At 48.1% G+C, this 25,049-nt stretch carries 26 protein-coding genes; 21 read left to right on the forward strand and 5 right to left on the reverse strand.

Annotated elements, in window-relative coordinates; translation table 11 throughout:
- Positions 1 to 18: 18 nt before the first annotated feature.
- The 15 genes from ccoO to queE all read left to right on the forward strand — a co-directional run bounded on the left by ccoO (position 19) and on the right by queE (position 13,161).
- On the forward strand, positions 19 to 639 hold the full coding sequence (gene ccoO / locus HH196_RS04560) for a cytochrome-c oxidase, cbb3-type subunit II (protein WP_169450949.1): 621 nt from the start codon (positions 19 to 21) through the stop codon (positions 637 to 639).
- Between the two features lie 6 nt (positions 640 to 645).
- Entirely contained in the window at positions 646 to 822 is a 177-nt protein-coding gene (locus HH196_RS04565; RefSeq protein ID WP_371807846.1) for a cbb3-type cytochrome oxidase subunit 3, read from the forward strand.
- Positions 823 to 836: 14 nt separating this feature from the next.
- Entirely contained in the window at positions 837 to 1,727 is an 891-nt protein-coding gene (ccoP, locus tag HH196_RS04570; RefSeq protein ID WP_169450952.1) for a cytochrome-c oxidase, cbb3-type subunit III, read from the forward strand.
- Positions 1,728 to 1,837: 110 nt separating this feature from the next.
- Complete coding sequence (gene ccoG, locus HH196_RS04575; RefSeq protein WP_169450954.1) at positions 1,838 to 3,259, forward strand: cytochrome c oxidase accessory protein CcoG; 1,422 nt, start codon at positions 1,838 to 1,840, stop codon at positions 3,257 to 3,259.
- Between the two features lie 102 nt (positions 3,260 to 3,361).
- On the forward strand, positions 3,362 to 3,874 hold the full coding sequence (locus HH196_RS04580; RefSeq protein WP_169450956.1) for a FixH family protein: 513 nt from the start codon (positions 3,362 to 3,364) through the stop codon (positions 3,872 to 3,874).
- Between the two features lie 3 nt (positions 3,875 to 3,877).
- Positions 3,878 to 6,283, forward strand: a complete 2,406-nt coding sequence (locus HH196_RS04585; protein WP_169450958.1) for a heavy metal translocating P-type ATPase — start codon at positions 3,878 to 3,880, stop codon at positions 6,281 to 6,283.
- 5 nt (positions 6,284 to 6,288) lie between these two features.
- The gene (gene ccoS, locus HH196_RS04590; protein ID WP_169450959.1) at positions 6,289 to 6,489 is read left to right on the forward strand and encodes a cbb3-type cytochrome oxidase assembly protein CcoS; all 201 of its coding nucleotides are present in this window, start codon (positions 6,289 to 6,291) and stop codon (positions 6,487 to 6,489) included.
- Complete coding sequence (locus HH196_RS04595; RefSeq protein WP_169450961.1) at positions 6,489 to 7,142, forward strand: sulfite exporter TauE/SafE family protein; 654 nt, start codon at positions 6,489 to 6,491, stop codon at positions 7,140 to 7,142. The genes ccoS and HH196_RS04595 overlap by 1 nt, the downstream gene beginning before the upstream one ends.
- 95 nt (positions 7,143 to 7,237) lie before the next feature.
- The gene (gene hemN / locus HH196_RS04600) at positions 7,238 to 8,623 is read left to right on the forward strand and encodes an oxygen-independent coproporphyrinogen III oxidase (RefSeq protein ID WP_169450964.1); all 1,386 of its coding nucleotides are present in this window, start codon (positions 7,238 to 7,240) and stop codon (positions 8,621 to 8,623) included.
- A 104-nt stretch (positions 8,624 to 8,727) separates the two neighbouring features.
- Positions 8,728 to 9,495 carry a fumarate/nitrate reduction transcriptional regulator Fnr gene (gene fnr / locus HH196_RS04605; RefSeq protein WP_169450966.1) on the forward strand — a complete coding sequence of 256 codons (768 nt, stop codon included), beginning with the start codon at positions 8,728 to 8,730 and terminating at the stop codon, positions 9,493 to 9,495.
- Between the two features lie 18 nt (positions 9,496 to 9,513).
- Positions 9,514 to 10,056, forward strand: a complete 543-nt coding sequence (locus HH196_RS04610) for an adenine phosphoribosyltransferase (RefSeq protein WP_169450969.1) — start codon at positions 9,514 to 9,516, stop codon at positions 10,054 to 10,056.
- Positions 10,057 to 10,150: 94 nt separating this feature from the next.
- Complete coding sequence (locus tag HH196_RS04615; protein WP_169450971.1) at positions 10,151 to 11,041, forward strand: alpha/beta hydrolase; 891 nt, start codon at positions 10,151 to 10,153, stop codon at positions 11,039 to 11,041.
- Positions 11,013 to 11,495, forward strand: coding sequence for a hypothetical protein (locus HH196_RS04620; RefSeq protein WP_169450974.1), 483 nt, complete (start codon positions 11,013 to 11,015; stop codon positions 11,493 to 11,495). The genes HH196_RS04615 and HH196_RS04620 overlap by 29 nt, the downstream gene beginning before the upstream one ends.
- A 98-nt stretch (positions 11,496 to 11,593) precedes the next feature.
- Positions 11,594 to 12,511 (forward strand): recombination-associated protein RdgC, encoded by a 918-nt coding sequence (locus tag HH196_RS04625; protein ID WP_169450976.1) that lies wholly within the window; start codon positions 11,594 to 11,596, stop codon positions 12,509 to 12,511.
- 2 nt (positions 12,512 to 12,513) lie between these two features.
- Complete coding sequence (gene queE / locus HH196_RS04630; protein ID WP_169450978.1) at positions 12,514 to 13,161, forward strand: 7-carboxy-7-deazaguanine synthase; 648 nt, start codon at positions 12,514 to 12,516, stop codon at positions 13,159 to 13,161.
- Between the two features lie 370 nt (positions 13,162 to 13,531).
- On the opposite strand, the gene HH196_RS04635 is transcribed toward queE, so the two are convergent.
- Positions 13,532 to 15,172 (reverse strand): chloride channel protein, encoded by a 1,641-nt coding sequence (locus HH196_RS04635; protein WP_169450980.1) that lies wholly within the window; start codon positions 15,170 to 15,172, stop codon positions 13,532 to 13,534.
- 218 nt (positions 15,173 to 15,390) lie between these two features.
- On the opposite strand from HH196_RS04635, the gene HH196_RS04640 reads away from it, so the two are divergent.
- Positions 15,391 to 16,557 carry a cation diffusion facilitator family transporter gene (locus HH196_RS04640; protein ID WP_169450982.1) on the forward strand — a complete coding sequence of 389 codons (1,167 nt, stop codon included), beginning with the start codon at positions 15,391 to 15,393 and terminating at the stop codon, positions 16,555 to 16,557.
- Between the two features lie 98 nt (positions 16,558 to 16,655).
- Here the strand turns inward: HH196_RS04640 and HH196_RS04645 are convergent, their stop codons facing one another.
- Complete coding sequence (locus tag HH196_RS04645) at positions 16,656 to 18,569, reverse strand: FAD-dependent monooxygenase (protein WP_169450984.1); 1,914 nt, start codon at positions 18,567 to 18,569, stop codon at positions 16,656 to 16,658.
- A 181-nt stretch (positions 18,570 to 18,750) separates the two neighbouring features.
- Here HH196_RS04645 and HH196_RS04650 point away from each other — a divergent pair, with 181 nt between their 5' ends.
- Entirely contained in the window at positions 18,751 to 19,167 is a 417-nt protein-coding gene (locus HH196_RS04650) for a MarR family winged helix-turn-helix transcriptional regulator (protein ID WP_248276897.1), read from the forward strand.
- An 83-nt stretch (positions 19,168 to 19,250) separates the two neighbouring features.
- Here HH196_RS04650 and HH196_RS04655 read toward each other — a convergent pair whose 3' ends face one another.
- The 3 genes from HH196_RS04655 to uraH all read right to left on the reverse strand — a co-directional run bounded on the left by HH196_RS04655 (position 19,251) and on the right by uraH (position 21,839).
- Positions 19,251 to 20,585 carry a uracil-xanthine permease family protein gene (locus HH196_RS04655; protein ID WP_169450986.1) on the reverse strand — a complete coding sequence of 445 codons (1,335 nt, stop codon included), beginning with the start codon at positions 20,583 to 20,585 and terminating at the stop codon, positions 19,251 to 19,253.
- 160 nt (positions 20,586 to 20,745) lie between these two features.
- Positions 20,746 to 21,483, reverse strand: a complete 738-nt coding sequence (locus HH196_RS04660; protein ID WP_169450989.1) for a GntR family transcriptional regulator — start codon at positions 21,481 to 21,483, stop codon at positions 20,746 to 20,748.
- Positions 21,483 to 21,839, reverse strand: coding sequence for a hydroxyisourate hydrolase (uraH, locus tag HH196_RS04665; protein ID WP_169450991.1), 357 nt, complete (start codon positions 21,837 to 21,839; stop codon positions 21,483 to 21,485). Before uraH ends, HH196_RS04660 begins: the two co-directional genes overlap by 1 nt.
- 238 nt (positions 21,840 to 22,077) lie before the next feature.
- Between uraH and puuE the strand changes: the two genes are divergently transcribed.
- The 4 genes from puuE to HH196_RS04685 are packed head-to-tail and all read left to right on the forward strand — an operon-like array spanning position 22,078 to position 25,038.
- Positions 22,078 to 22,983, forward strand: coding sequence for an allantoinase PuuE (gene puuE / locus HH196_RS04670; protein ID WP_169450993.1), 906 nt, complete (start codon positions 22,078 to 22,080; stop codon positions 22,981 to 22,983).
- An 8-nt stretch (positions 22,984 to 22,991) separates the two neighbouring features.
- Complete coding sequence (uraD, locus tag HH196_RS04675) at positions 22,992 to 23,510, forward strand: 2-oxo-4-hydroxy-4-carboxy-5-ureidoimidazoline decarboxylase (RefSeq protein WP_169450996.1); 519 nt, start codon at positions 22,992 to 22,994, stop codon at positions 23,508 to 23,510.
- A 14-nt stretch (positions 23,511 to 23,524) separates the two neighbouring features.
- Positions 23,525 to 24,523 (forward strand): allantoicase, encoded by a 999-nt coding sequence (gene alc / locus HH196_RS04680; protein WP_169450998.1) that lies wholly within the window; start codon positions 23,525 to 23,527, stop codon positions 24,521 to 24,523.
- On the forward strand, positions 24,523 to 25,038 hold the full coding sequence (locus tag HH196_RS04685) for an ureidoglycolate lyase (RefSeq protein WP_169452317.1): 516 nt from the start codon (positions 24,523 to 24,525) through the stop codon (positions 25,036 to 25,038). Before alc ends, HH196_RS04685 begins: the two co-directional genes overlap by 1 nt.
- The last annotated feature ends 11 nt before the right edge of the window (positions 25,039 to 25,049 follow it).

The raw sequence follows: 25,049 nt of genomic DNA on the forward strand, positions 1-25,049 counted from the left end.
GGCACGGGAGTTAGCAAAATGATTAAACATGAAACGATAGAAAAGAATATCGGCCTGATGGCCCTACTGATCATCATCGTGATCAGTGGCGGCGGTCTAGCTGAGATCGTTCCTCTATTCTTCCAGAGCTCTACTACCAAGCCAATTGAAGGTCTTCGCACCTACTCTGCGCTTGAGCTAGAAGGTCGTGATATCTACATCCGTGAAGGCTGTACTGTATGTCACACGCAGATGATTCGTCCGTTCCGTGCAGAAACTGAGCGCTACGGTCACTTCTCTACTGCGAACGAGTTCGTTTACGAGCACCCATTTGTTTGGGGTTCTAAGCGTACTGGTCCTGACCTAGCTCGTGTTGGTGGCCGTTACTCTGACGACTGGCACCGCGCTCACCTGTACAACCCACGTGACGTAGTACCTGAGTCTAAAATGCCTTCTTACCCATGGCTGTTCGAGAACAAGCTAACCGGTAAAGACACTGCTGCGAAAATGGGCGCTCTACGTAAACTAGGCGTGCCATTTACTGACGAGCAGGTTGCTACAGCACGTGAAAACGTGGAAGGCAAATATGAGATTGATGCAGTAGTCGCTTACCTTCAGGCACTCGGCAAAATGCATTCTCAGTACAACAACAAACGGTAATTAACAGTGAGTTACGAATTATACGGTCCATTTATACCAGTCATTATGCTGGTGACCTTTATCGGTCTTTTTATCTGGGTTCTGCTTCCACAAAACCGTAAACGTTTTGATGATGCAGCCAACCTCCCCTTCCAGGATGAGGAGTTGGATAAAAAGAGTCGTGAAGCAGATCGTGTAGAGTAACAGGAGATAAGACTATGAGTGCTTTTTGGAGCGCATGGATTACAGTCATCACACTGGCCGTTGTATTCGGCGTAACATGGCTGTTGCTAGCAACTCGTAAGGGTGAAACTAGCAAAGAAGAAACAGATCAGACTCTAGGTCACGAGTTCGATGGTATTCAAGAGTACGATAACCCGCTTCCACGCTGGTGGTTCCAGCTGTTCCTAGCGACAGTTATCTTCTCTTTAGGCTACCTAGCTCTATACCCAGGTCTTGGTAACTACAAAGGCCTACTAGGTTGGACTTCGGCTAACCAGTGGGAAGAAGAGATGGCGCATGCGGAAGAGGTTTACAAACCTGTATTCGCTAAATACGCAGCCCTTTCTGTAGAAGAACTAAACCAACCAGGTAACGAAACTGGCCTTAAAATGGGTCAGCGTATGTTCTCTAACAACTGTGCAGTGTGTCACGGTCAGGGCGGTCAGGGTGCTTACGGCTTCCCTACCCTAACTGATAGCGACTGGTTGTACGGTGGTGAGCCAGCACAAATCATCACGACCATTGTTAACGGTCGTCGTGGTGCAATGCCAGCTTGGGGCCCTGTCCTAGGTGAAGATGGTGTTCAGGACGTTACAAACTACGTTCTTAGCCTGAGTGGTAAAACTGTAGATACTGAAGCGGCTGCTCGCGGACAGACTCAGTTCAATACACTTTGTGCTGCATGTCACATGCCAACTGGTAAAGGGATGCAGGCACTTGGCGCACCTAACCTAACGGACAACGTTTGGTTGTACGGTGGAGATTTTGAGCAGGTAGCTCACTCTATCCGCGCAGGTCGTGCCGGTGTAATGCCAGCTCACAAAGATCTTCTCTCTGAAGACAAGATCAAGCTGATCTCTGCATACGTCTACAGCCTGTCTAAGTAAAAGACGTTAAAAACAAAAAAGGCGACCTGATTTATATCAAGTCGCCTTTTTTTTATTCGAAATATAATTACCATATAACGATCCGATTTAACTGACGACAGGACACACCGATGTCAAATATCCCGGTAAAAGATGTAACCCCAAATCAGGGCTCTGGAAGCGACGAGTCATATGACCTCTACGCAAAAAGACAACACATCTATGTTAAGAAGACGAGCGGTCTATTTCAGAAGCTAAGGGATATCTCTAGCTACACAATGCTGTTCCTATTCTTCACCTTCTCTTGGTTACAGTGGGATGGACATCAAGCAGTTCTATTTGACCTTCCAGCTCGTCAGTTCCATGTATTTAATTTCACCTTCTGGCCACAGGACTTCATGCTCCTCTCTTGGCTACTGATCATAATGGCCTTCACCCTCTTCTTTGTGACTGTGTTTGCCGGTCGCTTATGGTGTGGCTACGCCTGTCCACAATTTGTATGGACATGGATCTTCATCAAAATTGAGCAACTTACAGAGGGTGACCGTAATGCCCGTATGAAGCTCAACAAGCAACCAATGAGCGGCGCTAAATTTGCTCGCAAGTTCGCTAAGCATTTCCTTTGGCTACTTGTAGGCGCGGTTTCCGCAGTTGCTTTTGTCGGTTACTTCTCACCAGTACGTGAACTTGTTCCTAACATCCTCGCTTGGGATCTAGGACCTTGGGAGACCTGGTGGTTACTCTTCTTCACTTTCGGTACTTACGGTGCTGCAGGTTGGTTGCGTGAGCAAGTATGTATCTACATGTGTCCATACGCGCGTTTCCAGAGCGTTATGTTCGACCAAGACACACTGATCATCTCGTACGACAAAGCGCGTGGTGAAAACCGCGGTAGCCGTAAGCGCGAAGCAGACTACAAAGCTGAAGGCCTTGGTGACTGTATCGATTGTGGCCACTGTGTCCATGTCTGCCCTGTCGGTATAGATATTCGTGATGGGCTTCAGTATGAGTGCGTTGCTTGTGGTGCCTGTGTGGATGCCTGTGACAACATTATGGAGCGCATGGGTTACGACAAGGGACTGGTACGCTACACCACTGAACATGAACTAGAGGGTAAAAAGACCCACCTACTTCGTCCACGCCTAATCGGCTACTTCGTAGCAATCTGCGCGATGTTTATCGCCTTCAGCTACGTACTATTTACTCGCGTGCCGCTTGAGGTAGACGTTATTCGTGAACGTGGTCAGCTTTACAGCACTACGCCTGATGGAATGATTCGTAACACCTACACATTGAAGCTTGCGAACAAATCGCAGAAAGATAACCAATATGACATCCGTCTTGAAGGTCTTGATGACGCCATCATCAAAGGGGATACCCATGTGAAGATTGCGGTCGGTGAACTTCTAGATCACACAATTTATGTTGAGATGGATCCTCGCTCTCTGAACAAGGTGAACTACGAGATTGAGTTTATCGTAACTGCATCTGATGGCTCAGGTATCGAGGCTGATTCTGAGAGCCGCTTTATCGGGCCGACTCCAACTCGATAATCGAAGATCCAACGTCGATATGTGATAAACTACTGCGCGGATTTCAGATGATTTCCGCGCTTTTTTTGGAACAAACTTTTACTCCCTGAGTTTGAGGAATCTATGACCGAACAGACTAAAGATATTGGCCCTTGGTACAAACAGAGTTGGCTGTGGTTTGTACTGACCCCACTTATCGCTGTAGTAATCATCGCATCTATTTTGATGTACTTTGCGATTACAACTGCCGACGGCATAGTAAAAGATGACTACTACAAAGTTGCTCGCGGAACTGAGATCGACTCGACAAAAACTCAGGAGGCACAACGTCTTGGCCTTAAAGGTGAGTTCATGGTCGATTCTTTGACCGGTGATGTGCGTCTTACACTAGCCTCTAAAGAGCCACTGGCTGAAACACTTACAGTCGACCTAGTACATCCCGCACATCAGAAGTATGACCAGACCCTTACATTACGTTCGGTAAATGGTACTGGCATCTATCTAGGCAGTCTTACTAAACAACTTGATGGCAAGCGTTACTTGATTGTCAGCACACCAGATGGTCGTTGGAACCTACGCACTGAAATAGTACCTCCGTTTGACCAAAACCTGTTTAAGCTTGGCGCTGAAAATTAAGCAATGAGCGATAGCCAGAAGCTCTGTTTCCACTGTTCGACCCTAGTCCCTTCTGGGGTCAATATTGAGCTTGCTATCAAAGGGAAGCAGGAGTCATTTTGCTGCCCCGCTTGTCGAGCAGTCACCCAAACCATTTTAGGGTCCGGACTCGACCAATATTACAAACACCGTGATAACGCTAACGGTGAGCGTCCAACCTCGCAAGAGGATGAGAATCAACTCTCGCTTTACGACTCAGATGCTGTACAAAGCCAATTTGTTCGTACCCTTGCCGACGGCACTAAAGAGGCGACCTTCGTTATTGAAGGTATCCACTGTGCAGCTTGTGTTTGGCTATTAGAGAAACACATCGGCAGCCAGCCTGGCGCTATGAGTTTTAACGTCAATCTGACCAACCATCGTGCTCGCTTAATATGGCATCCTGAACAGGCTCCTCTTAGCGATTTGATGAAGTCGATTCAATCAATCGGTTATACACCTCACCCCTACCATCCCAACCAAGAAGAGCAGCTGTACCAACAAGAGAAGCGCCGTGCCATCTACCGACTCGGTATAGCCGGTGTAGGGATGATGCAGGTGATGATGATGGCGGCGGCACTCTACCTTGGTGCTGCATACGTGATGGAGGATAACATTCAAACCTTCATACGTTGGACCAGCTTCATCGTCGCCACACCCGTAGTTCTCTATGCTGCCCGCCCCTTCTTTACTGCGGCGCTTCGGGACATCAGAACGCGACACCTCAGCATGGATGTACCTGTATCTATCGCTGTCGGCGGCGCTTATCTAGCCAGTATCTGGGCAACATTTACCCGCTCTGGCGAGGTCTATTACGACTCCGTTTCGATGTTCACCTTCTTCCTATTGATTGGTCGCTACTTCGAGATGCAGGCGCGTCACCGCACCGGATTGGCGGGTAATGAACTTGCTAATCTTTTGCCAGCCAGTGCTACCCGCATCGATGTAAATGGTGAAACCCTAGTTCCCGTCAGCGAGCTAAAGCCGGGTGATAGAGTTCTGGTAAAACCAGGTCACTCCATACCTGCTGATGGCATTCTTTTTACAGCCCACACCAGTATTGATGAGTCGGCGCTCACCGGTGAATCCCTCCCAGTCAGCAAACGCCTAGGGGATGCTGTAGTGGGGGGGACGATGAATGTCGAGCAAGCGATAGAGGTTGAGATCACCAGTAGCGCTGACCAATCACGTATGACGGCCATATTAAACCTGCTAGATCGCGCCCAAGCAGAAAAGCCGAAGGTCGCTATGATTGCCGACCGAGTAGCCAGTTACTTTGTCGCTGGCGTACTGATTACCGCACTAGCCGTTGGCATTACCTGGTGGCAGATAAAACCTGAGGATGCTTTTTGGATTACTCTCTCTGTACTCGTCGTCACCTGCCCTTGCGCACTCTCATTAGCAACACCTACAGCACTAACCGCTGCAATCGGCACACTTCGCAAAATTGGACTTTTAGTCACGCGTGGCCACGTCTTAGAGAGCCTAGCAAGCTCAACTTCTGTCTACTTTGATAAGACCGGCACACTCACAACCGGCCAGTTAAGCCTGCGTGCCACGCACTCGCTAAACGGAGAATCTATTGAGGATTTAACTCGCTTAGCCGCCGCAGTAGAGAGTCGCTCTGAACACCCAATCGCTTCGGCATTCACGCCATTCTTTGAAGTGGCTGCCGATAGTGCAACCAACTATGTTGGTGAGGGTATTGAAGGGTCCCTCAACGGTCGTACTATTCGTATTGGTAAACCTGTGTTTGCTGCTCAAATTTACCCAGGAGAAGCACCTGCACATCCGGACGAGACCGGCATTTGGCTATTAATGAGTGACACAAGCGGTCCTATCGCTTGGTTTGTAATCGATGATCAGCTTCGACCTGAAGCGGTTGATGCCGTTAAACAGCTGCAATCACTTGGCCTAAAAGTGGGCATGCTAACGGGTGACCAGCCAGCTAATGCCGCACGCATCGCAAATGAGCTAGGCATCGACCACTTTGAGGCAAACCTTGCACCTGAGAGCAAATTAGAACGGGTGAAGGCACTGCAAGCTGGCGGTGAAAAAATTCTGATGGTAGGTGACGGTATCAACGATATACCTGTACTGACGGGCGCCCAGACATCTATCGCTATGAACGGTGCTACCGATCTTGCTAAAACCTCGGCCGATGCGGTGCTTGTAAGTAGCGACCTGCTTCGCATACCCCAAGCTATCAAACTGGCACGCAAAACCGGCAATATTATCCGTCAGAATATCGGCTGGGCTTTGATCTACAACCTATTAGCGCTACCCTTAGCAGCAACAGGTTTTATCGCACCTTGGATGGCAGCTATCGGAATGTCCGCTAGTTCGCTCGTAGTGGTCGGTAACGCCCTACGCCTTATTTCACAGAAGTAGTCCAAATGAACATCGTCTACCTACTTATTCCGATCGCAATCATCTTGGTATCAGTTGCTACCTGGGCATTTTTCTACAGCGTTAAAAATGGCCAGTTTGATGATTTGGAGTCACCTGCACACCGCATCCTCTTTGATGATGATGACGATATGATTCCAGAAGATGCTCGCGTCAAAAAAACTGACGAAGAGAAACCGAACGAGTAATGACCCCTGTTTCACTCAGCTTCGCATCAGCCATCCTGATTGGACTGCTAGGCACTACCCACTGTCTGGCAATGTGTGGCGGTCTTGCCTCATCGTTAAGCGTCTCAAGCTCGAACCGCGCCAGCTCGTTTGTTGGTATTCTTAGCTATAACGTTGGTCGCATCCTCAGCTACACAGTGGCAGGTGCGTTGATAGGGTTGGTCGGCGCTACCATTCAAACAACAATAGCTGCGCCAATCCTTCGCACTCTCGCGGGTCTACTTTTAATAGGCATGGGACTCTACATCGCGCAGTGGTGGTTTGGCATTACCAAATTAGAACAAGCTGGGTCAGTTCTTTGGCGCTACATTTCACCTCTTCTTAAGCCACTGATACCAGCAGATACCCCAACTAAGGCACTGTTACTTGGCATGGGCTGGGGTTGGTTACCCTGTGGATTGGTTTACAGCACGTTGATCTGGTCTTCTGCTGCAGGAAGCTGGAACGAAAGTGCACTGCTAATGCTCGGCTTTGGTATTGGCACCCTACCCGCCATGCTTGCCACCGGACTGATAGCCCAACAGGTGAAAGCCTTTGTTGCCCAGCAATCAGTACGCAGATTTTCAGGGATTCTCCTTATTGCTATGGGTATTTGGACGCTTCTAAGTGCATAGCAAATAGTCGCTTACCGAAAGCAAATTGATGCGCATCAACAACTTTTTGTTTTAACTCGGTAAACTGGCACGACTATTTTGAGAAGGATTGGCTCGTGCTTGCACAAACTAAAATTCAATGGGATTCAGACCTCATTCGCCGTTACGATCTGGCGGGACCTCGTTACACCTCATACCCTACCGCACTGCAGTTTGAGAACAGCACTGATAGTCGCGCAATACTGACAAGTGCAATTAACGAGCGAGATCCAAGCCGTCCACTTTCTCTCTATATCCATATCCCTTTCTGTGCACATGTCTGCTACTACTGTGGCTGTAACAAGGTCGTGACTGCCGATCGCAGCCGCGCTCAACCCTACCTCGATACGTTAATCAAAGAGATCAAAATGCGCGGTGAAGAGCTTGGGAAATCACAGGTAGTTGATCAGCTTCACTGGGGCGGTGGTACACCCACGTTCATCAGTGATGAGCAGACCAAGCTTTTGATGGAAACCCTGCGAGAGAACTTTAACCTGCGTGATGACGATGAGGGCGACTACGCCATTGAGATCGATCCTCGTGAGATGAGCGAAGGTCGTTTACAGCTACTCCGAAATCTAGGCTTCAACCGCATCAGTATTGGCGTGCAGGATGTAAACCCTGAGGTACAAAAGAAGGTAAATCGGGTCCAATCACTGGAGATGACGACCGCCCTTCTAGAAGAGGCGCGCGACCTTGGTTTCCGATCAATTAACGTCGATCTCATCTACGGTTTGCCACTACAAACTGAAGAGAGTTTTGCAGAGACCTTAGATCGCATCCTAGAACTACGCCCAGATCGCCTTTCAGTATTCAACTATGCGCACCTTCCTGAGCGCTTTAAACCGCAGCGTCGCATCAATGCAGATGAACTGCCTGATGCAGTTACAAAACTCGCCATTCACCATCAGAGTATTGATAAGCTAACCTCTGCAGGCTACCGCAACATCGGCATGGACCACTTCGCGCTGCCAGAGGACACCCTAACCCGCCATCAAGATGAGGGCACCCTGCACCGCAACTTCCAAGGCTACACCACCCACTCGGAGTGTGACCTGATTGGTCTTGGCGTCTCGGCTATTAGTCAGATTGGTGACTACTACCTGCAGAACAGCCCTGATATCACGAAATATGATGCGGGCATCAATGCAGAGGGCTCTGCGATCAGTAAAGAGTACAAAATGAACGACGATGACAAAATTCGTCGCGCGGTGATTACTCGCCTGATCTGTGACTTCCAGTTGAACTTTGCTGATCAGTCCAAAGAGCTTGGTATTCAATTCCAAGAGTACTTTGCTGATGAACTTCGCCTATTGGAACCGATGGTAAATGACGGACTTATTCATATGAATGAGAAAGGGTTAGATGTTACAGCCGCTGGGCGACTATTAATTCGCAGAGTCTGTATGACCTTTGATGCTTACATAAACCATAGCGAGCAGCGATTCTCACGAATTATCTAAGACTCTAGTAAAAGAGACTGAATAAGCAGCGCTTATCGACAAATATCGTTTTTTGACTTGGGTCACTAATCCTCTTTGGCTATACTCGTGCCAACGAGGTGAATATGTCCGATACTCAAAAATTAAAGATCGCAAACATCAATGAAGTGCACTGCAACACCTGTTCACTTAGCTCTTTGTGTTTGCCAGTGTCACTCAATAACGACGATATGGTTAAACTTGATGATATCGTCGATAAGAGCAAGCCTCTTCACAAAGGCGATTTTCTGTTCCGCCAAGGCGAGAACTTTGGCTCTCTCTATGCCATTCGTGCAGGCTCAATAAAGACCTACTCAGTAAGCCCGGATGGTGAAGAGCAGATCAACGGCTTCTACTTCCCTGGTGAACTGGTTGGCCTTGCAGGCCTGGACTCTGGCGCATACCCAATGAGCGCTAAGATGCTAGAGACCACTACAGTCTGTGAAATCCCATTTGAGCGTCTTGATGATCTTTCAGGTCAGATGCCTGAGCTACGTCGTTCTATCATGCGCTCGCTGGGTCGTGAAATTAGTGAAGATCAGCAGATGATGATGCTGCTATCGAAAAAAACTGCAGAGCAGCGTATCGCAACGTTTATGCTGAAAATTGCAGACCGTTTTGCCGCACGTGGTTACTCTTCAACCTCTTTCCGACTATCTATGTCGCGAAATGAGATTGGTAACTACCTAGGCCTTGCTGTAGAGACAGTGAGCCGAATCTTCACCCGCTTCTCTTCGCAGAATCTGATTCGTGTTGAGGGTAAAGAGCTAGAGATCCTTGATACTCAGGCACTAATGGAAGCGGCTGGTGAGTGTCATGGTCCAGGCTGTGGCAGCCAAGCTAAACTGGGTTAATTCCCCTTCGGAGTTTTAATGTCTTACGACGAGTTTTACGTAAAATCGGTAGTTCGCTCTATTCCAGACTGGCCAGAACCGGGCATTTTGTTTCGCGATATAACACCAATTTTCCAAGACCCTAAAGCATCTCGCATGGTCGCTAACGCCTTTGTTGATCGTTACATGAGCATGGATGTATCCCACATCGCCTGTATCGATGCGCGTGGCTTTCTGTTTGGTGCAATCATTGCCCATGAGTTAAAGAAACCGCTTGTTCTAGTGCGCAAAAAGGGCAAGTTACCTGGCGAGACCATTTCTCAGGATTACACGCTCGAGTACGGTACAGCCTCGGTAGAGATACAGAAAGACGCACTTAAATCTGGAGACAGAGTTGTACTTATCGATGACCTGATCGCAACAGGTGGTACTGCATTGGCTGCTTGTACCCTGATTAACGGCCTAGGCGCCGAAGTTGTCGAGGTGGCAGCATTGATCGACCTACCTGATCTAGCAGGCTCAACCAAGATCCAAGATACAGGTGTACCCGTACACTGTTTGCTTGCCTACGACGGCCTGTAAGGGTTTCACCATTTAAAAACGGGGCATCTTGCCTCGTTTTTTTATTGGAGTAGACTCATAAAAAAAATATAACTTCTCAGCCCTGGAGAGATAGATGCAATTCCTACCTAAAGCGATTGCCGGCATACTAATGCTTACAGCACTTAACGCCAGCGTTGCACAAGCAGAACAAGTACAGATTCCATTCAATGGTTTAACCCTCAATGCCAACCTGGAGCTCGCGGAAGATAAGACACTCGCTGATGGCGTACTTCTTCTGTTACACGGCACACTGGCGCACAACGAGATGGAGATCATTGCCACCCTGCAAGAGCTAATCGTAGATGCTGGCGTCTCAACACTCGCTATAAACCTTAGCTACAGCATCGATAATCGTGAATCAACTATGTATGACTGTGCAGTACCTGCTCGCCACACCATGCAAGATGCAGTTGCAGAGATGGAGGCTTGGCAGAACTGGCTAGATGGCCAAGGTGCGGGTGACCGTTGGGTCATGGGTCACTCACGCGGTGGCAACCAGACATCACAGTACACCCTTGCTCACCAAGATAAAGTAAAAGGTCAAATCCTGCTTGCACCAGCAACCTGGGACTACAAATACACTATCGATGGTTACCAGAAGCGCTACGGCACCTCTGTGACTGATCTCCTTGATAAAGCGAAAACCCTAGCGCCAGATACCATGATGGATGGCGTAAGTGTTGTCTACTGTGAGAAGAGCGGCGCAACTGCCGGTGCAATGCTTAGCTACTATGGCAACTACCCAAATTACGATACACCACATGTTCTAGCTCAAACAGAGACCCCGACACTGGTGATTGCTGGCTCTAAAGATACCGTAGTTGATGATCTTCCACAGAAGATGGAAGGGATGAACAAAGAGAACGTAGAACTCGTTGTGATTGATGATGCGGACCACTTCTTCCGTGATCTCTTCGCTGATGAGGTAGCAGAGTATGCTGTCGACTTTATTGAGAGCCTCTAAGAAGGCAATAACTCCTGCCCTAGCTCTTGCTGGGGCGATGCTCTTATCACCTATCAGCGTGCAGGCTGACGAACTCCTGCGCGCTGAAAACCTTCAGAAGCTTGCTACTGAACACCCAAACGAGGTGATCGTACTGATGGTCTCAGCAGATGGTTGCTCATTCTGCATCACCGTTAAAAATGACTTCCTTGGCCCGCTTCAAAAAAGTGACGGTGCGCCACCTATTCGGATATTAGACCTAAGCTCAAACAAGCCTGTTATCGACTTCAATGGTGAGAGCCGCAGTTCAACAGAGGTCGCCAACGCGCTAAAAGGTAAATTCACACCCACTATTCTCTTCGTAGATGGCAAGGGTAACCACCTCTCTAAGAAGATCGTCGGTGTGAATACCCCCGAGTTTTATGGCTACTACATTGACGAAGCGATTAAAGAGTCTCGACAAGCTCTTAATTAAAAGCGTCAGCAAGCGAATCAATTTCTGCTTCACTTGCATCCACCTCTAGTGAACAAGATAATAGCGCCTCTCTCAATTTCTATGACTAAGAAGACCCTATGCTCTGGTTTCGTAACGCTATTTGGTATCGCTTTATCCCTGATGAAAACTTCAACGAAGCCAAGCTGCTTGAATCGCTCACACAACGTCCTTTTGTACCCTGTCGAGGTGCTGAACCCCGCTCAGTAGGCTGGGGAGAAATCGCACCGGATGTGATTGATCTTCCAGTGCTGACCTCCCACGGTTTCCACCTCATTGCAATGCGCGAAGAGGAGAAGATCCTGCCAAGCAGCGTCATCAAAGATCAACTGGCGGAAAAAGTTGCCGAAATTGAGTCTGCAGAAGATCGTAAGGTCTACCGCAAAGAGAAGATACAACTTAAAGATGAGCTAACCCTTACCCTACTTCCACGCGCCTTTACACGTCGAAAAACAACCCGTGCTTTAATTGCACCGCACCAGAAGCTTTTGGTTGTTGAGGGTACGAGCTACAAACGCGCAGAAGAGCTACTTGCAACGCTTCGCGAAGATCTAGGCACTCTGGGCGTTAAACTCATTACGACTGCCATGCCAGTTAACCGTGTGATGAGCGATTGGCTACTCGAAGAGCGTGACCTGCCAAGCTACCTTGAACTTGGTGCGCATACTGAACTTAAAGACCCTCTGGAGCCGACCAGCCAGATCAAAGTCAAAGGACAGAACCTGACAGACCAGGAGATTCAAGCACACCTTAGCGGGGGCATGCTGAGCGAGAAACTCGAACTCGTCTGGCGTGATCAGCTCAGCTTTACCCTAGAGGCTGATCTTCGTCTTAAAGCGCTTAAGATGACAGATACATACCAAGAGCAGCAGAACGATCGCGAGAGTGAAGATCAAGCACTGGCGCTAGATGCCGACCTTGCGCTACTGGGTATCGAATTCACACGTTTGATTCCAGATCTTATCAACGCCTTCGGCGGTGAAGCTGAGGAGGCCTAACAGTGGCAACAACCTATACGGTAAAAGAGGTTTTCTACACCTTACAAGGTGAAGGTGCTCATACGGGACGTCCTGCTGTCTTTTGCCGTTTTACTGGTTGTAACCTCTGGAGCGGCCGCGAACAAGATCGCGCCGCTGCTGTGTGCCGCTTCTGTGATACAGACTTCGTTGGCTTTGACGGACAGAACGGCGGCAAGTTCGCCTCTGCAGATGCTCTAGCTTCCCATATAAGCTCCTTTTGGCCAAAACCTATATCTGGCAAACCATACGTTGTTTTTACCGGTGGCGAGCCTGCTTTACAGCTTGATGAGCAACTTGTCGATGCAATCCACAGTGCAGGATTCGAGATCGCGATTGAGACTAATGGTACCCTCGAGCTCCCCAAAGGGATCGATTGGATCTGTGTCAGTCCTAAAGGGGCCGCAGAAGTGGTTGTGACAGAGGGTAACGAACTCAAACTGGTCTACCCACAAGTGGAACCAGAGGCGGCTCCAGAACAGTTCAAAGCACTTAATTTCGAGCACTTCTACCTTCAGGCCCTGGATGGTCCAAATGCCCTCAAAAATCGCTCACAATGTGTCGACTACTGTATGCAAAATCCGCAATGGAAATTAAGCATTCAGACACACAAAATACTTGACATCGACTAGTCTTTTTCTGGGGCTATATTAGCATTTTACGATCGACCCACACTTCATGCGGGTTAGCGCCGCCTACCCACATTATCTGTGGATAACTCTGTGAATTACGCTGTAAATGTGTCGCTAAACCGACACAATTGCGTCACACCAGCGAATTGTACAAAAAATAACCAGATATATTTAATCAATAAAAATCAATTAGTTACATAGATAACATAAGCACAAATGTCACATTAATGCGCTAAATCGGTATTAATATCAAAAAACGTACTTAATTGAATAAAAATCCGACATCCGATTCAAAATAGCGGCTTTGCTCTTTAATTATTTAGATTTAAGCAGCATTTAAGAGTGGAAAAATAGCTGCATGAAGCGTGACTTAAACTTCGGCATTGCGATAAAAAAGATCGATCTCTTTACGGGTCAAAACGCCTAGCAACACACCTCTCTTGTTCGTGATGACCAATCGGTCACAAGACTCACTTTGAAGCTGATCTAGCGCTTGAAATAGAGAAGATTTAACATCAACTAAAACAAAGCGATTGTCTTCATCCAATACAGTCTCACTCTGCTCTAATTCACTGTGTGATAAGAGTCTATCGCCCTCCTCACTTTTCACTAAGTACCAGTTAGATGTAAAACGCTCATTGGCTGTCCCACAACGACGATCTGAGAGGGATCTATCCATCAACTCTTGGACACTGGTACTCATCATTACTCTGCGGTAGAGATGTGTATCGCGGCTAAGTCCTTGCGCCATTAGGAGCCGTTCAAATATAGAGGGCTTTTTAAAGAGGGAGCGCATCATCAAATCAGATAGAACAATCACGGTCATCGCCAGCGTCAGTGTTTGAATACTGCCACTGAGCTCAAATACCGCAATCAGTGCCGCCAATGGTGCGTGGATCACAGCGGACAACATGGCCGCCATTCCGATTAAGGACATGGTCGTGATATCAACAGGAGTATCAAAACCAGATACAGCAACACCAATCAAAGCGCCAATCAGAGCACCTGAGGTCAACGATGGGCCGATTAACCCACCAGGAATTCCAAGGCCCAGCACTATAGGTGGCACCAACAGATAGAAACCGGCAAGCAGGATGAGATGATCCCCCTTGTGGATGCCCTGCAGAGTCTCCTGCATGACGATATGGACTGGTGTCATTAACCCTGGATCGTATACAGCTAAGCCGCCAATAAGAAGACCTGCTGCTAACAGATTAATGCTGAGGTATTTACTTCTATGGGAAGCAAGAGTGACGGTAATTTGCTGAAAAACCAAACCTGCAAAACCTATACAGAGCGCGAGTAGAACAAGAATCGGTAATTGTTCGAATACTGTACCGTTACCCAAACCAAAACCCAGTAGTTCAGGCGCACCAAAGAGATGGCGAGTTACGGCATCAGCACTGATTGCAGCGACAATGATCGCTGTAAAACCTGTCAGGCTATACTCAAGAAGTATCACCTCCATCGCAAATAGAACACCTGCCAAGGGGGTGTTAAATAACGCTGCGATGGCGGCAGCTGAACCGCAACCAATCAGAAGTCGTTGATAGTTGTAGGAGATACCTGCCCGAACACCTAGCCAGCTACTTAAGGCTGCACCAATATGTACTCCAGGGCCTTCACGACCAACCGGCTGTCCCGTACCTATGGCAAAGACAGCGCCAACTAACTGATTCAATACGTTACGAAGTGGCAATTCACCGTGATGGTAAGAGAGGTGTTCATAGAGATGGGTTACACCTACCCTGCGTGTTGCAGAGTGCTGGGAGCGCCAAAATAGCCAGAGTAACGTCACGCCAACGACGGGAACCAAAAATCGCATCCAAGGCGAATCATGTGTCAGCTCTAACTCTATAAAGAGAAGATCTGGCAACTCAACCATCCATCGAAACAGAGAGATAGCTAGCGCAGTTGCAAGTCCTGTACCCAAGCCAAGTAGAACCAGCAGCGGCATCTTTGCGAACTGTGCATTTCGACTGCGGTTTTTAACTGAGTGACCTTCAGCCACAGATTTCTCCAAGCCTGCTGATCAACAGATATAACTGATCAGCGATATAAAAAGTGTAATAACGAATATTGATAATAGAGTGTGATAGTACTGCAAAAGCCATTTAGCTGTAATGTTTAAAGATTGGGCTCTTAAAGTCACCCTCAATAATAGCTTCTAACTAGCACTGGATAGACCAAACCCTTATCCTATGACTATCAATTAATTCGGAGTACTTCATGCAGCATGAACTCGACGCTCGCCGTAAAGAGGCTGAGCGCGTCACCCTGATTGGTTCAGCGATCGATTTAACGATCGGTTTGGCTAAGATAATTGTCGGTTTTTTTGCAAACTCAGCAGCGCTTATTGCTGACGGTATTCATTCGCTATCTGATCTTTTGACCGATTTCATGGTGATCGTTATTTTGCGCATCTCTCATCAGGAACCGGATGAGAACCACCCTTGGGGACACGGTCGTTTTGAAACCGTGGGTACAACAGCACTGGGGGTCATTCTGATCGGTGTCGGTGCCTTTATGGTGATTGAGATTGGCTCAAACTTCTTCTCAGGAGAGGCTACACCTGTACCGACTTGGCCTGCACTGGTTGTTGCTGCTATCTCCATCATCTCTAAGGAGTGGATATTCCGCTACAGCCTAGCGATCGGTAAGAAGCTAAATTCTGACCTACTGATAGCTAACGCTTGGCACAGCCGTACCGATGCCCTCTCATCAGTTATTGTCTTTGTAGCGCTCGTAGGCGCGATGGTTGGCTGGGTATGGCTGGATGCGGTTGCAGCAGTCGCTGTGGCGGCCTTCGTCGGTAAGATCGGTTGGGACCTAGTTAAGAAGAGTCTGACGGAGCTGGTAGATACCGCTATTCCTGAAGAGCAAGCATCAGAGTTTCGTGCAGTGGTAAACCAGGTTGAAGGCATTATCGCAGTTCACGACTTTAAATCTCGCCCAATGGGCAGCCAGATCATTCTTGAGATGCACCTGCAGGTGGCACCTCATTTGAGTGCATCAGAGGGACACTACCTTGGCGACCAAGCTGTATGCGCTTTGACTGCAGCACACCCAGAGATCAGCCAGGTGATTTTCCATATTGATACCTACAACGATGAACCATTGGACGCACTCGCTTGCCCTATTATGCCTACTCGTCGTGAGATAAGAGATCTAATCAACACCACCCTAGAGCGCGAACTAGGTAGTTCAGATGGTTACCAGTTGCAGCTCTACTACACGCCAAGACGTGTCGATGTTGAGGTGAGAGTTCTACCAGCTATGCAGACAATGCTCGACGATAAAGGCATCACTGCTGCTCAACTCAAAGATTCGTTGCGGAATGACCTGAAACCTCAGGGATGGTTACACCATCTTGAGCTGTTGATTGCTGTAGCCTAAAGAGAAACATCGGGGTCAGAGTAGTCTAATAAGACTACTCTGACCCCGTAAAAAAGCACGCGGCATTTGCATGGCGCGGGCTTTTTATTGAGCAGCGGTTACTTCACAAAGATGTTACCGAAGAACTTAGTGAGTTCTGCAGTCGCATTCAGCGGAAGTACCTGTGCGATGTATTGGTCTGGACGAACCACAATCATACAGCCCTGCTCACGGTTGATACCGCGCATATCGTAGATATCACCCAAACCTTTATGGTCTACACAGAATACCTTTTCATGGTCTTGGATACCCAAGCGCCCCTTCTTAGGAATAAGAAGCGATGGCATGTTTTCGTAGTTCAGCTGATCGAAGGTCTGCTGGAAGACAGCACGGAAGTCGATCACAGAGTCGATATCCTGACCCGCTTTGGTGTACTGAACAACTGGTGAGTTAGCATCCTTCTCTAACCAATCAGCCAATGTGTGAATTGCTGATGATTCGCTTGTATCAGCGCTACCCGCGAACGCGTAGATTCTCCAACGCGTATCCGCTTCAGCAGCATGGCCTAGTTGCATCTGCTTAGCATCGGCAAGACGAACAACAGGTGCTGAGTGGAAGCGACGACCCACCTCTTCACCGGTCGCCAGTGCTTGGTTATCCTGGTTACCTGTAAGGATTGATTCGTCATACTTAACAGCCAAACCGCCTGTGAACTCAAGGTTCTCTTTGAAGGCTCGAACGAAGCGTGGCTCTTCACCCTTATCAAGTTCAGAGGTACCAGGAGGTGCAGACATGATACGAGCCCACTGGTGATCCGTTTCAACCAGACGCTTAGCTTCAGTCCAACGCTCTTTCGAGTAGGTGTGAAGTAGGGATGGATCAGAGTAACCACGTAGAACGTGCGCAAGTTTCCAACCTAGGTTGAAGGTATCCTGCATCGATACGTTCATACCCTGACCCGCTTTCGGGCTGTGGGTGTGACATGCATCGCCCGCCGTGAATACCCGTGGGTTACGGGTAGCACGCTCTTCATCTGGGACATCATCGAAACGGTCAGTCATACGGTGACCGATCTCATACACTGACCACCAAACAACCTCTTTAACATCGATTGTATATGGGTGCATGATGCGATTCGCTGCAGCGATAGTATCTTCCTGAGTGAAGTTACGGTTAGCTACACGCTCGTCCTCTTTCAGCTTATCTAGCTCAACATACATACGGAACAGGTATCCGCCCTCACGCGGCAGAATAAGCACGTTACCTTCAGTCGCAGAGCTGATCAGACACTTCTGACGAACGTCAGGGAAGTCTGTATTGGCAAGGATATCCATTACACCCCAAGCCTGGTGTGCAGCATCGCCGTGCAGCTCACCACCGATAGCTGTACGAACGTTAGAGCGAGCACCGTCACAACCTACAACATAGTTAGCGCGAACAAGTTTCTTCTGACCTTTGTTAACGCCAGTATTCACAAGCGTAACGGTCACAGGGTGATCATCAGTCGTTGGATCAACTGTTAGCGTCTCTACAGACCAGTTGTAATCTGGCTGCATGCGCGTTGGTGAGTTAGCCATCACCTCAAGGAACCACTGATGGATACGTGACTGGTTCACAATGATGTGCGGCATCTCAGATGAGTCATCTGAAACGTCCTGGACACGACCAATTCGTTTAATGTTCTTTGGATTCTCTGGATCTGGTGTCCAGAAGTTAGTCTGGTTAACCCAGTAAGCTTCACGCTTAACCGCATCAGCAAAACCGAACGCCTGGAACATCTCCATAGTACGGGTGTTGATGCCATCTGCCTTACCCTTCTGGATGTTCATAGGGCTAGGTTCAACAATCATTGTGCTGAACTCAGGGAACTGAGAGAGCTGTGCAGCTAGACATAGACCAGCAGGGCCTGTGCCCGCGATCAATACATCGACTTTCTCTGGAAGCATCGCGTTTGGTGCATATTCACGGCGTGTATCAGCTGCGTTTTTAAGATCTGGTTTACCACCGCGGAAGCCATCTTGATAGTACTGCATCTCTAACTCCTTGAATTGAGGTCGTTATCTTTTGTTATTCGATTCAATATAGTATGTGTACTTACTATAATTTCGCTTATCTTATACCCAACTAAAGGGGTTTGTAAACTAGTAAGTATACAAACTAAATTAGTTTGGTTAGGATTAGCTCATCCAATGATGACTAAATAAGGAGAGACCCTTGCCCTACTTAGTGATGCCGGGTCATCTAATTCGAAGACTAAGCCAGCACTCTAACCAGATCTTCCAAGAGGAGATGAAGAGCGCTGGTTTTGATGTCACCTCTGTCCAGTTTGCAGCAATGCAGACCATTGAACTTGAGCGAGAAGTGGAACAGTCTCAAATTGCAGCTGCTATCTACTACGACAAAGCGACCCTTGGAGGGGTCATTGATCGTATGGAGAAGAAGGGTTGGGTGTCTCGGAAACAGAGCCCAAAAGATAAGCGTGCGCGTCTGGTGTCTTTAACTGCTGAAGGGAGAGCGATACTGGAACAACTGACTCCAATTGTTGAATCCCTACAGGATAAGATTCTGAAACAACTTGATGAAACCGAACGGCATCAGTTTGTTGAGCTAGCACGCAAGGTTCTGAGTTAATGAGAATTAGTTAATTAAATAGTCTCAACAGATAGAGACAAAAAGGGCGCCACATGGCGCCCTTCTCTTTTCACGTTTGTGAATTAGACAGCAGAGCTATCATCACGCTCTGGCAGAACCAGGTTGAGGATAATTGCTAGGAAAGCTACAGGTAGCAGACCAGAAGATAGAAGAATCTTCATAGTTGCTGGAAGATGCTGAAGTGCACCTGGAACCTGCTGTAGACCAAGACCTACAGATAGCGATACTGCAACGATAACCATGTTACGGCGCGTCCAAACAACTTCGCCCAACATGTTAAGACCAGCAGATACCACCATACCGAACATCACGATTACACCACCACCCAATACAGAGATAGGCATAGATGAGATCAGTGCACCGACCTTAGGCACAAGACCACAGATGATAAGAATGATACCGCCTAGTGTTACAACCCAACGGCTCATTACACCGGTAAGTGCGATAAGACCTACGTTCTGAGAGAAAGAAGTATTAGGTAGCGCACCGAATAGACCTGCTACAGCAGTACCTAGACCATCTGCAAAAGTTGCACCTGATAGCTCTTTATCAGTCGCTTCACGACCAGCACCACCTTTAGTGATACCTGAAACGTCACCGACAGTCTCAATCGCTGAAACCACAGCCATTAGACACATACCGATGATTGCAGCAGCGTTGATTTCGAAGCCGTATGCAAGTGGGTTTGGAAGAGCGAACCAAGCGGCACGTTCGATACCACCGAAGTTAACCATACCCATTGGAATAGCCACTAGGTAACCCGCAAGTAGACCAATAAGGATACCTGCAGTTGACATCATGCCTTTACAGAAAAATTTGAAGCCAAGTGAAACTACGATCACGACAAGTGCTGTGAACCAGTAGTTGAAAGCACCAAATTCAGGTTTACCCATTAGAGGTACACCACCTGCAGCGTACTGAATACCTACAGGGATTAGCGCAAGACCAATAGCGGTAACAACAAGACCAGTAACTAGTGGTGGAAGCCAGTGACGGATTTTACCAACGACTGTACCTAGCAGAGCGTGGAATAGACCACCGATCACGATACCACCGAACAGAGCTCCCATACCTGCTGTCTTAACAACAGGAATCATCACTGGGATGAACGCGAAGCTCGTACCCTGCATGATAGGAAGACGTGCACCGACTGGACCAAAACCAACAGTCTGGAACAGAGTTGCCACACCCGAGAAGAGCATCGCCATCTGAATCATGAACACTAGGTCTGGGCTGCCAAACGCATAGCCAGCTGCTAGGCCGACAATGATTGCCGGTGTGAAGTTACTTACGAACATCGCAAGGACGTGTTGAAGCGCAAGCGGCACCGCCTGCGACATTGGTGGCTTAGAATCTGGATTACGCAGATCTTCAGCGCTGAGTTTTTCGTTGCTCATTGTTTACCTCCAATCGGCCACCCCTTGTGACCTTATTGTTTTTATTAGCATGAAGTATGCCAGTTTTCCTAAAGCACTGATTAATAATGATTTATTAGAAATCAGCTGGATTAGAAACTATTTTAAATCGCACCAAAAGGGTGCTTTAGAGCGGTCTTGCTTAGACAGCTCTTTTAATATGTCCAAAAATTTTCTCTAGGTTCGATGAGTCATCCTCATCCAACGCAAGGCGCGCATCGATATGGTTAAGGTGCTCGTGCATCAGTGCAGTAGCTACCGCCTTATCACCCGCTTCTAGCGCATCAACTAGACGGCTGTGCTCATCGATAGCACAGCTACTCCCCTCACTCGATTCATACATAGCAATAATGAGAGAGGTTTGCGGCACTAGGCTACGCAGGAAACCAGCGATAGGCTCATTGCCTGCCAGTTGTGCCAACTCAAGGTGAAACTCGCCCGAAAGACGAATCGCAGTGCCTTTATCAGCATCCTGACTGCTCTGGTGCTCCGCCTTTATAAGATCACGAAGCTTGGTAAATTTTCCTTTAAGCTCTGCTGCCCTATCTGCGACACGCTCGATTACAGCAATCTCAATTAAACGACGGGCATCAAGGATTTCGCGTGCGGCCACAACGTCTGGCTTAGCGACAAAAGCACCGCGATTAGGCAACATTTCAACCACACCCTCATGTGCAAGGCGCGATAGGGTACTGCGGATAATGGTGCGAGAAACACCGAAGATCTCTCCCAAGGACTCCTCTTTAAGACGCGTTCCAGGGGCGAGGCGCTGCTCCAAAATAGCATCAAAAATATGCTCATAGATTGAGAAATCTTGAGATTTATTTGATGGCGCTGTGCGTTTGGCAGTGCGCTTTTTGGATGTCAGTTCAGTTGTCATTAGCTGCCGCGGTATGTTGAGTAGCTGTATGGAGAAATGAGTAGTGGTACATGGTAGTGCGCTGCTTCATCAGCAAGACCAAAGCGAATAACCACCTCATCTAAGAAAGCCGGCTCAGCTAATTCAGTACCACGTGCTCGGAAGTAATCACCTGCAGAAAAACGCAACTCGTAAGTACCTTTAACAAAGTCGGCACCTGCAAGAATGGGGCTATCAACACGACCATCATCATTGGTCACTGCTTCAACGATGAGCTGCGCACTACCCGCTTCGATCTTGTACAACGACAGCGAAATCCCCTCTCCCGGGCAGCCATTCGCAGTATCTAAAACGTGTGTTGTAAGGTAGCCAGACATCTAATCTTCCCCAAAAAGTTAAATCCCAATATGCAATGTATACCGTTTCGTATACTAAAAATCCATCATTAATATTTCGATATGCACCATAGTCGAACATAAAGCACCAGTTTTGTGCATATTTCCTCAGCCGTATTTGCAAATTAACACTGAAACCTTGGTCTAATTTTGATCAATAGCTATTTACACAGAGAGAGGATTGTATACAATCTTGAAATCTACATTGGAGATAGTTCATATGGATAACTACCCACGCGACCTCAAGGGATATGGTCAAAACCCTCCCACTGTTACCTGGCCTAACAACGCCCGAGTAGCACTCTCATTCGTACTAAACTACGAAGAGGGTGGTGAGCGCTGCATTCTTCATGGCGATCCTGAATCGGAAGCTTTCCTATCAGAGATGCCATCAGCAGTCCCCTTCCCTGGTCAGCGCCATATGAGCATGGAGTCTATCTATGAATATGGCAGCCGTGCAGGTGTATGGCGCCTACTTCGACTCTTCAAAGAGCGGGATATCCCGCTGACAATCTTTGCAGTGGCTACTGCTATTGAGCGCTACCCAGAAGTAGCAAAGGTGTTTGTTGAAGAGGGTCATGAGATCTGTTCACACGCCTTGAAGTGGATTACCTACCAAGATATGTCTATCGAGGAAGAGCGCAAGCAGATGCATGACGCGATAGATATTATTGAACGCGTTACCGGCAACCGTCCGCTGGGCTGGTACACCGGTCGCGACAGCCCAAATACTCGCCAACTTGTAATGGAAGAAGGCGGTTTCATGTATGACTCAGACTCCTACGCTGACGACCTTCCATACTGGGTTGATGGCCCTCAAGGCAAGCACCTGGTCATCCCATACACCCTAGACACTAACGATATGCGTTTTGCTCAGGTGCAGGGTTTCAATAATGGTGAGGTCTTCTTCCAATACCTTAAAGATAGCTTCGATCTTCTTTACGAAGAGGGTGCTACCGCGCCTAAGATGCTATCGATTGGTATGCACTGTCGCCTGCTAGGCCGACCTGGTCGAGCTGCAGCGCTAAAACGCTTCTTAGATTATGTTCAACAGCATGACCAAGTTTGGTACGCACGTCGTATAGATATTGCGAACCATTGGCACCAGAACCACAAACCAGCCTAGGAGTTTCGATGAGCAGCAGTTTTAAATTCGGCTCCCCAGCCTCACTTGAGAAGTGCGACTTTGTCACAACCTTTGGCGCTATCTATGAACACTCTCCTTGGATAGCTGAGCAGACGTTTGATCGTGGTATCACAGCTGAACATGACCAGATAGAGACGCTACACAGTCTCTTCTGTGATGTTTTTTTGAGTGCTGATAAAGAGGCACAACTGGGCGTTATCATTGCCCACCCAGACCTTGCCGGTCGTGCAGCACGCGCAGGAGAGCTCACTAAAGAGTCAACCAATGAGCAAGCGAGCGCAGGCATCGATACGCTCACTGAAGATGAGTTCAACCGTTTTACTGAGCTAAATGACGCATACAAGGCGAAATTTGGCTTTCCGTTCATCATGGCAGTTAAGGGTAGCAACAAGTATGCAATCCTCTCTGGCTTTGAAGAGCGTATCCACCATTCACCAGAGCAGGAGTTCACTCGTGCCCTGGCAGAAATTAACAAGATTGCAGCTTTCCGTTTGGCCGACATGTAAGGCCGGGAGAAAATATGAGCGAACCTAAATTCACACGCCTTGTAAACCTTGCTGATGCACGTCTTGGTGCAGTAGCTACCTACGTAACTGACGACTGGTTTGCTGATGTAAACCGCATGCTGCAACCGACACCTGCTGTCTGGAAAGAGGGTGTGTACGATGATTGCGGTAAATGGATGGACGGCTGGGAATCTCGCCGCAAACGTTTTGAAGGTTACGACTTTGCTATTGTCCGCTTAGGCGTTACAGGTAGCATCGAAGGCGTTTCAATTGATACTGCCTTCTTTACCGGTAACTACCCTCCTTCTGCCTCGCTAGATGCTATCTACTCCCCTAACGGCGATCCATCAGCTGATGATGCTGGCTGGGAAAATGTACTCTCTGCAGTCGACCTAAAAGGCAACTCGGTGCACTTTCATGAAATTGGTGGCACTAAGGCCTACACACACATTCGCCTGAACATCTTCCCTGATGGTGGTATTGCTCGCCTGCGCGTATACGGCACTCCGCATCGCGATTGGAACGAACTAGCAAAAGAGGGTCGTATCGACCTAGTAGCATCACTCAATGGTGGTCGTGCGCTAGCTTGTTCAGATGAGCACTTTGGCAAAATGGCAAACATCCTAAACCCAGGTCGTGGCGTTAACATGGGCGACGGTTGGGAGACTGCGCGTCGTCGTGTACCTGGAAATGATTGGGTCATCCTAGCATTGGGTAACCCAGGGGTTGTTGAAGAGATTCTAGTAGACACCTGCCACTTTAAGGGCAACTACCCTGATAGCTGTTCAATTCAAGCGGCCTACGTTAAAGGCGGCACTGATGATCAGATAGCAACTCAGAGTCTCTTCTGGCGTGAGCTTCTACCTAATCAGAAACTGAGCATGGATGCAGAGCACACCTTCACTGAGGTGAATGATCTAGGCCCTATCACTCACGTTAAATTGAACGTTTATCCAGATGGGGGTGTTAGCCGCCTTCGTCTATTTGGTAAACCTGTCGTGGAATCTAAATGATGAAACTTCTTAATGTGGAACCGTTAACCAAAGAGGCTTTTACCCCCTTTGGTCAGGTGATTGAAACTGAGGGAAGTGACCACTTCCCTATCAACAATGGATCAACACAGCGCTTCCACAAATTGGCAACTGTGGAGCTTGGCCGTGACGCTGATGATGCAATCATCAGCATCTTTCGCGCTGACACCCTTAGTTACCCATTAGAGATCAAGATGCTTGAACGTCACCCGCAGGGCAGCCAGGCTTTTATCCCTATGGAGCGCCAGCAGTTTCTGATCGTTGTTGCACCACCAGAATCAGAACCAGATCCAAGCAAGATTCGCGCATTCATCTCGAATGGCCGCCAAGGCATTAACTATGGAAAAGGCGTTTGGCACCACCCTATTCTTGCACTGGAAAACGGCAGCGACTTCCTGATTGTGGATCGCAGTGGCGAAGGCAATAACTGTGATGAACACTTTTTTAATGCCGACGAGATCTTCACGCTCGATGGCCGCAAATACCTAAACCTATAAAAAGAGGTCAG

This window comes from Marinobacterium sp. LSUCC0821 (assembly GCF_012848475.1).
GTDB lineage: Bacteria > Pseudomonadota > Gammaproteobacteria > Pseudomonadales > Balneatricaceae > Marinobacterium_E.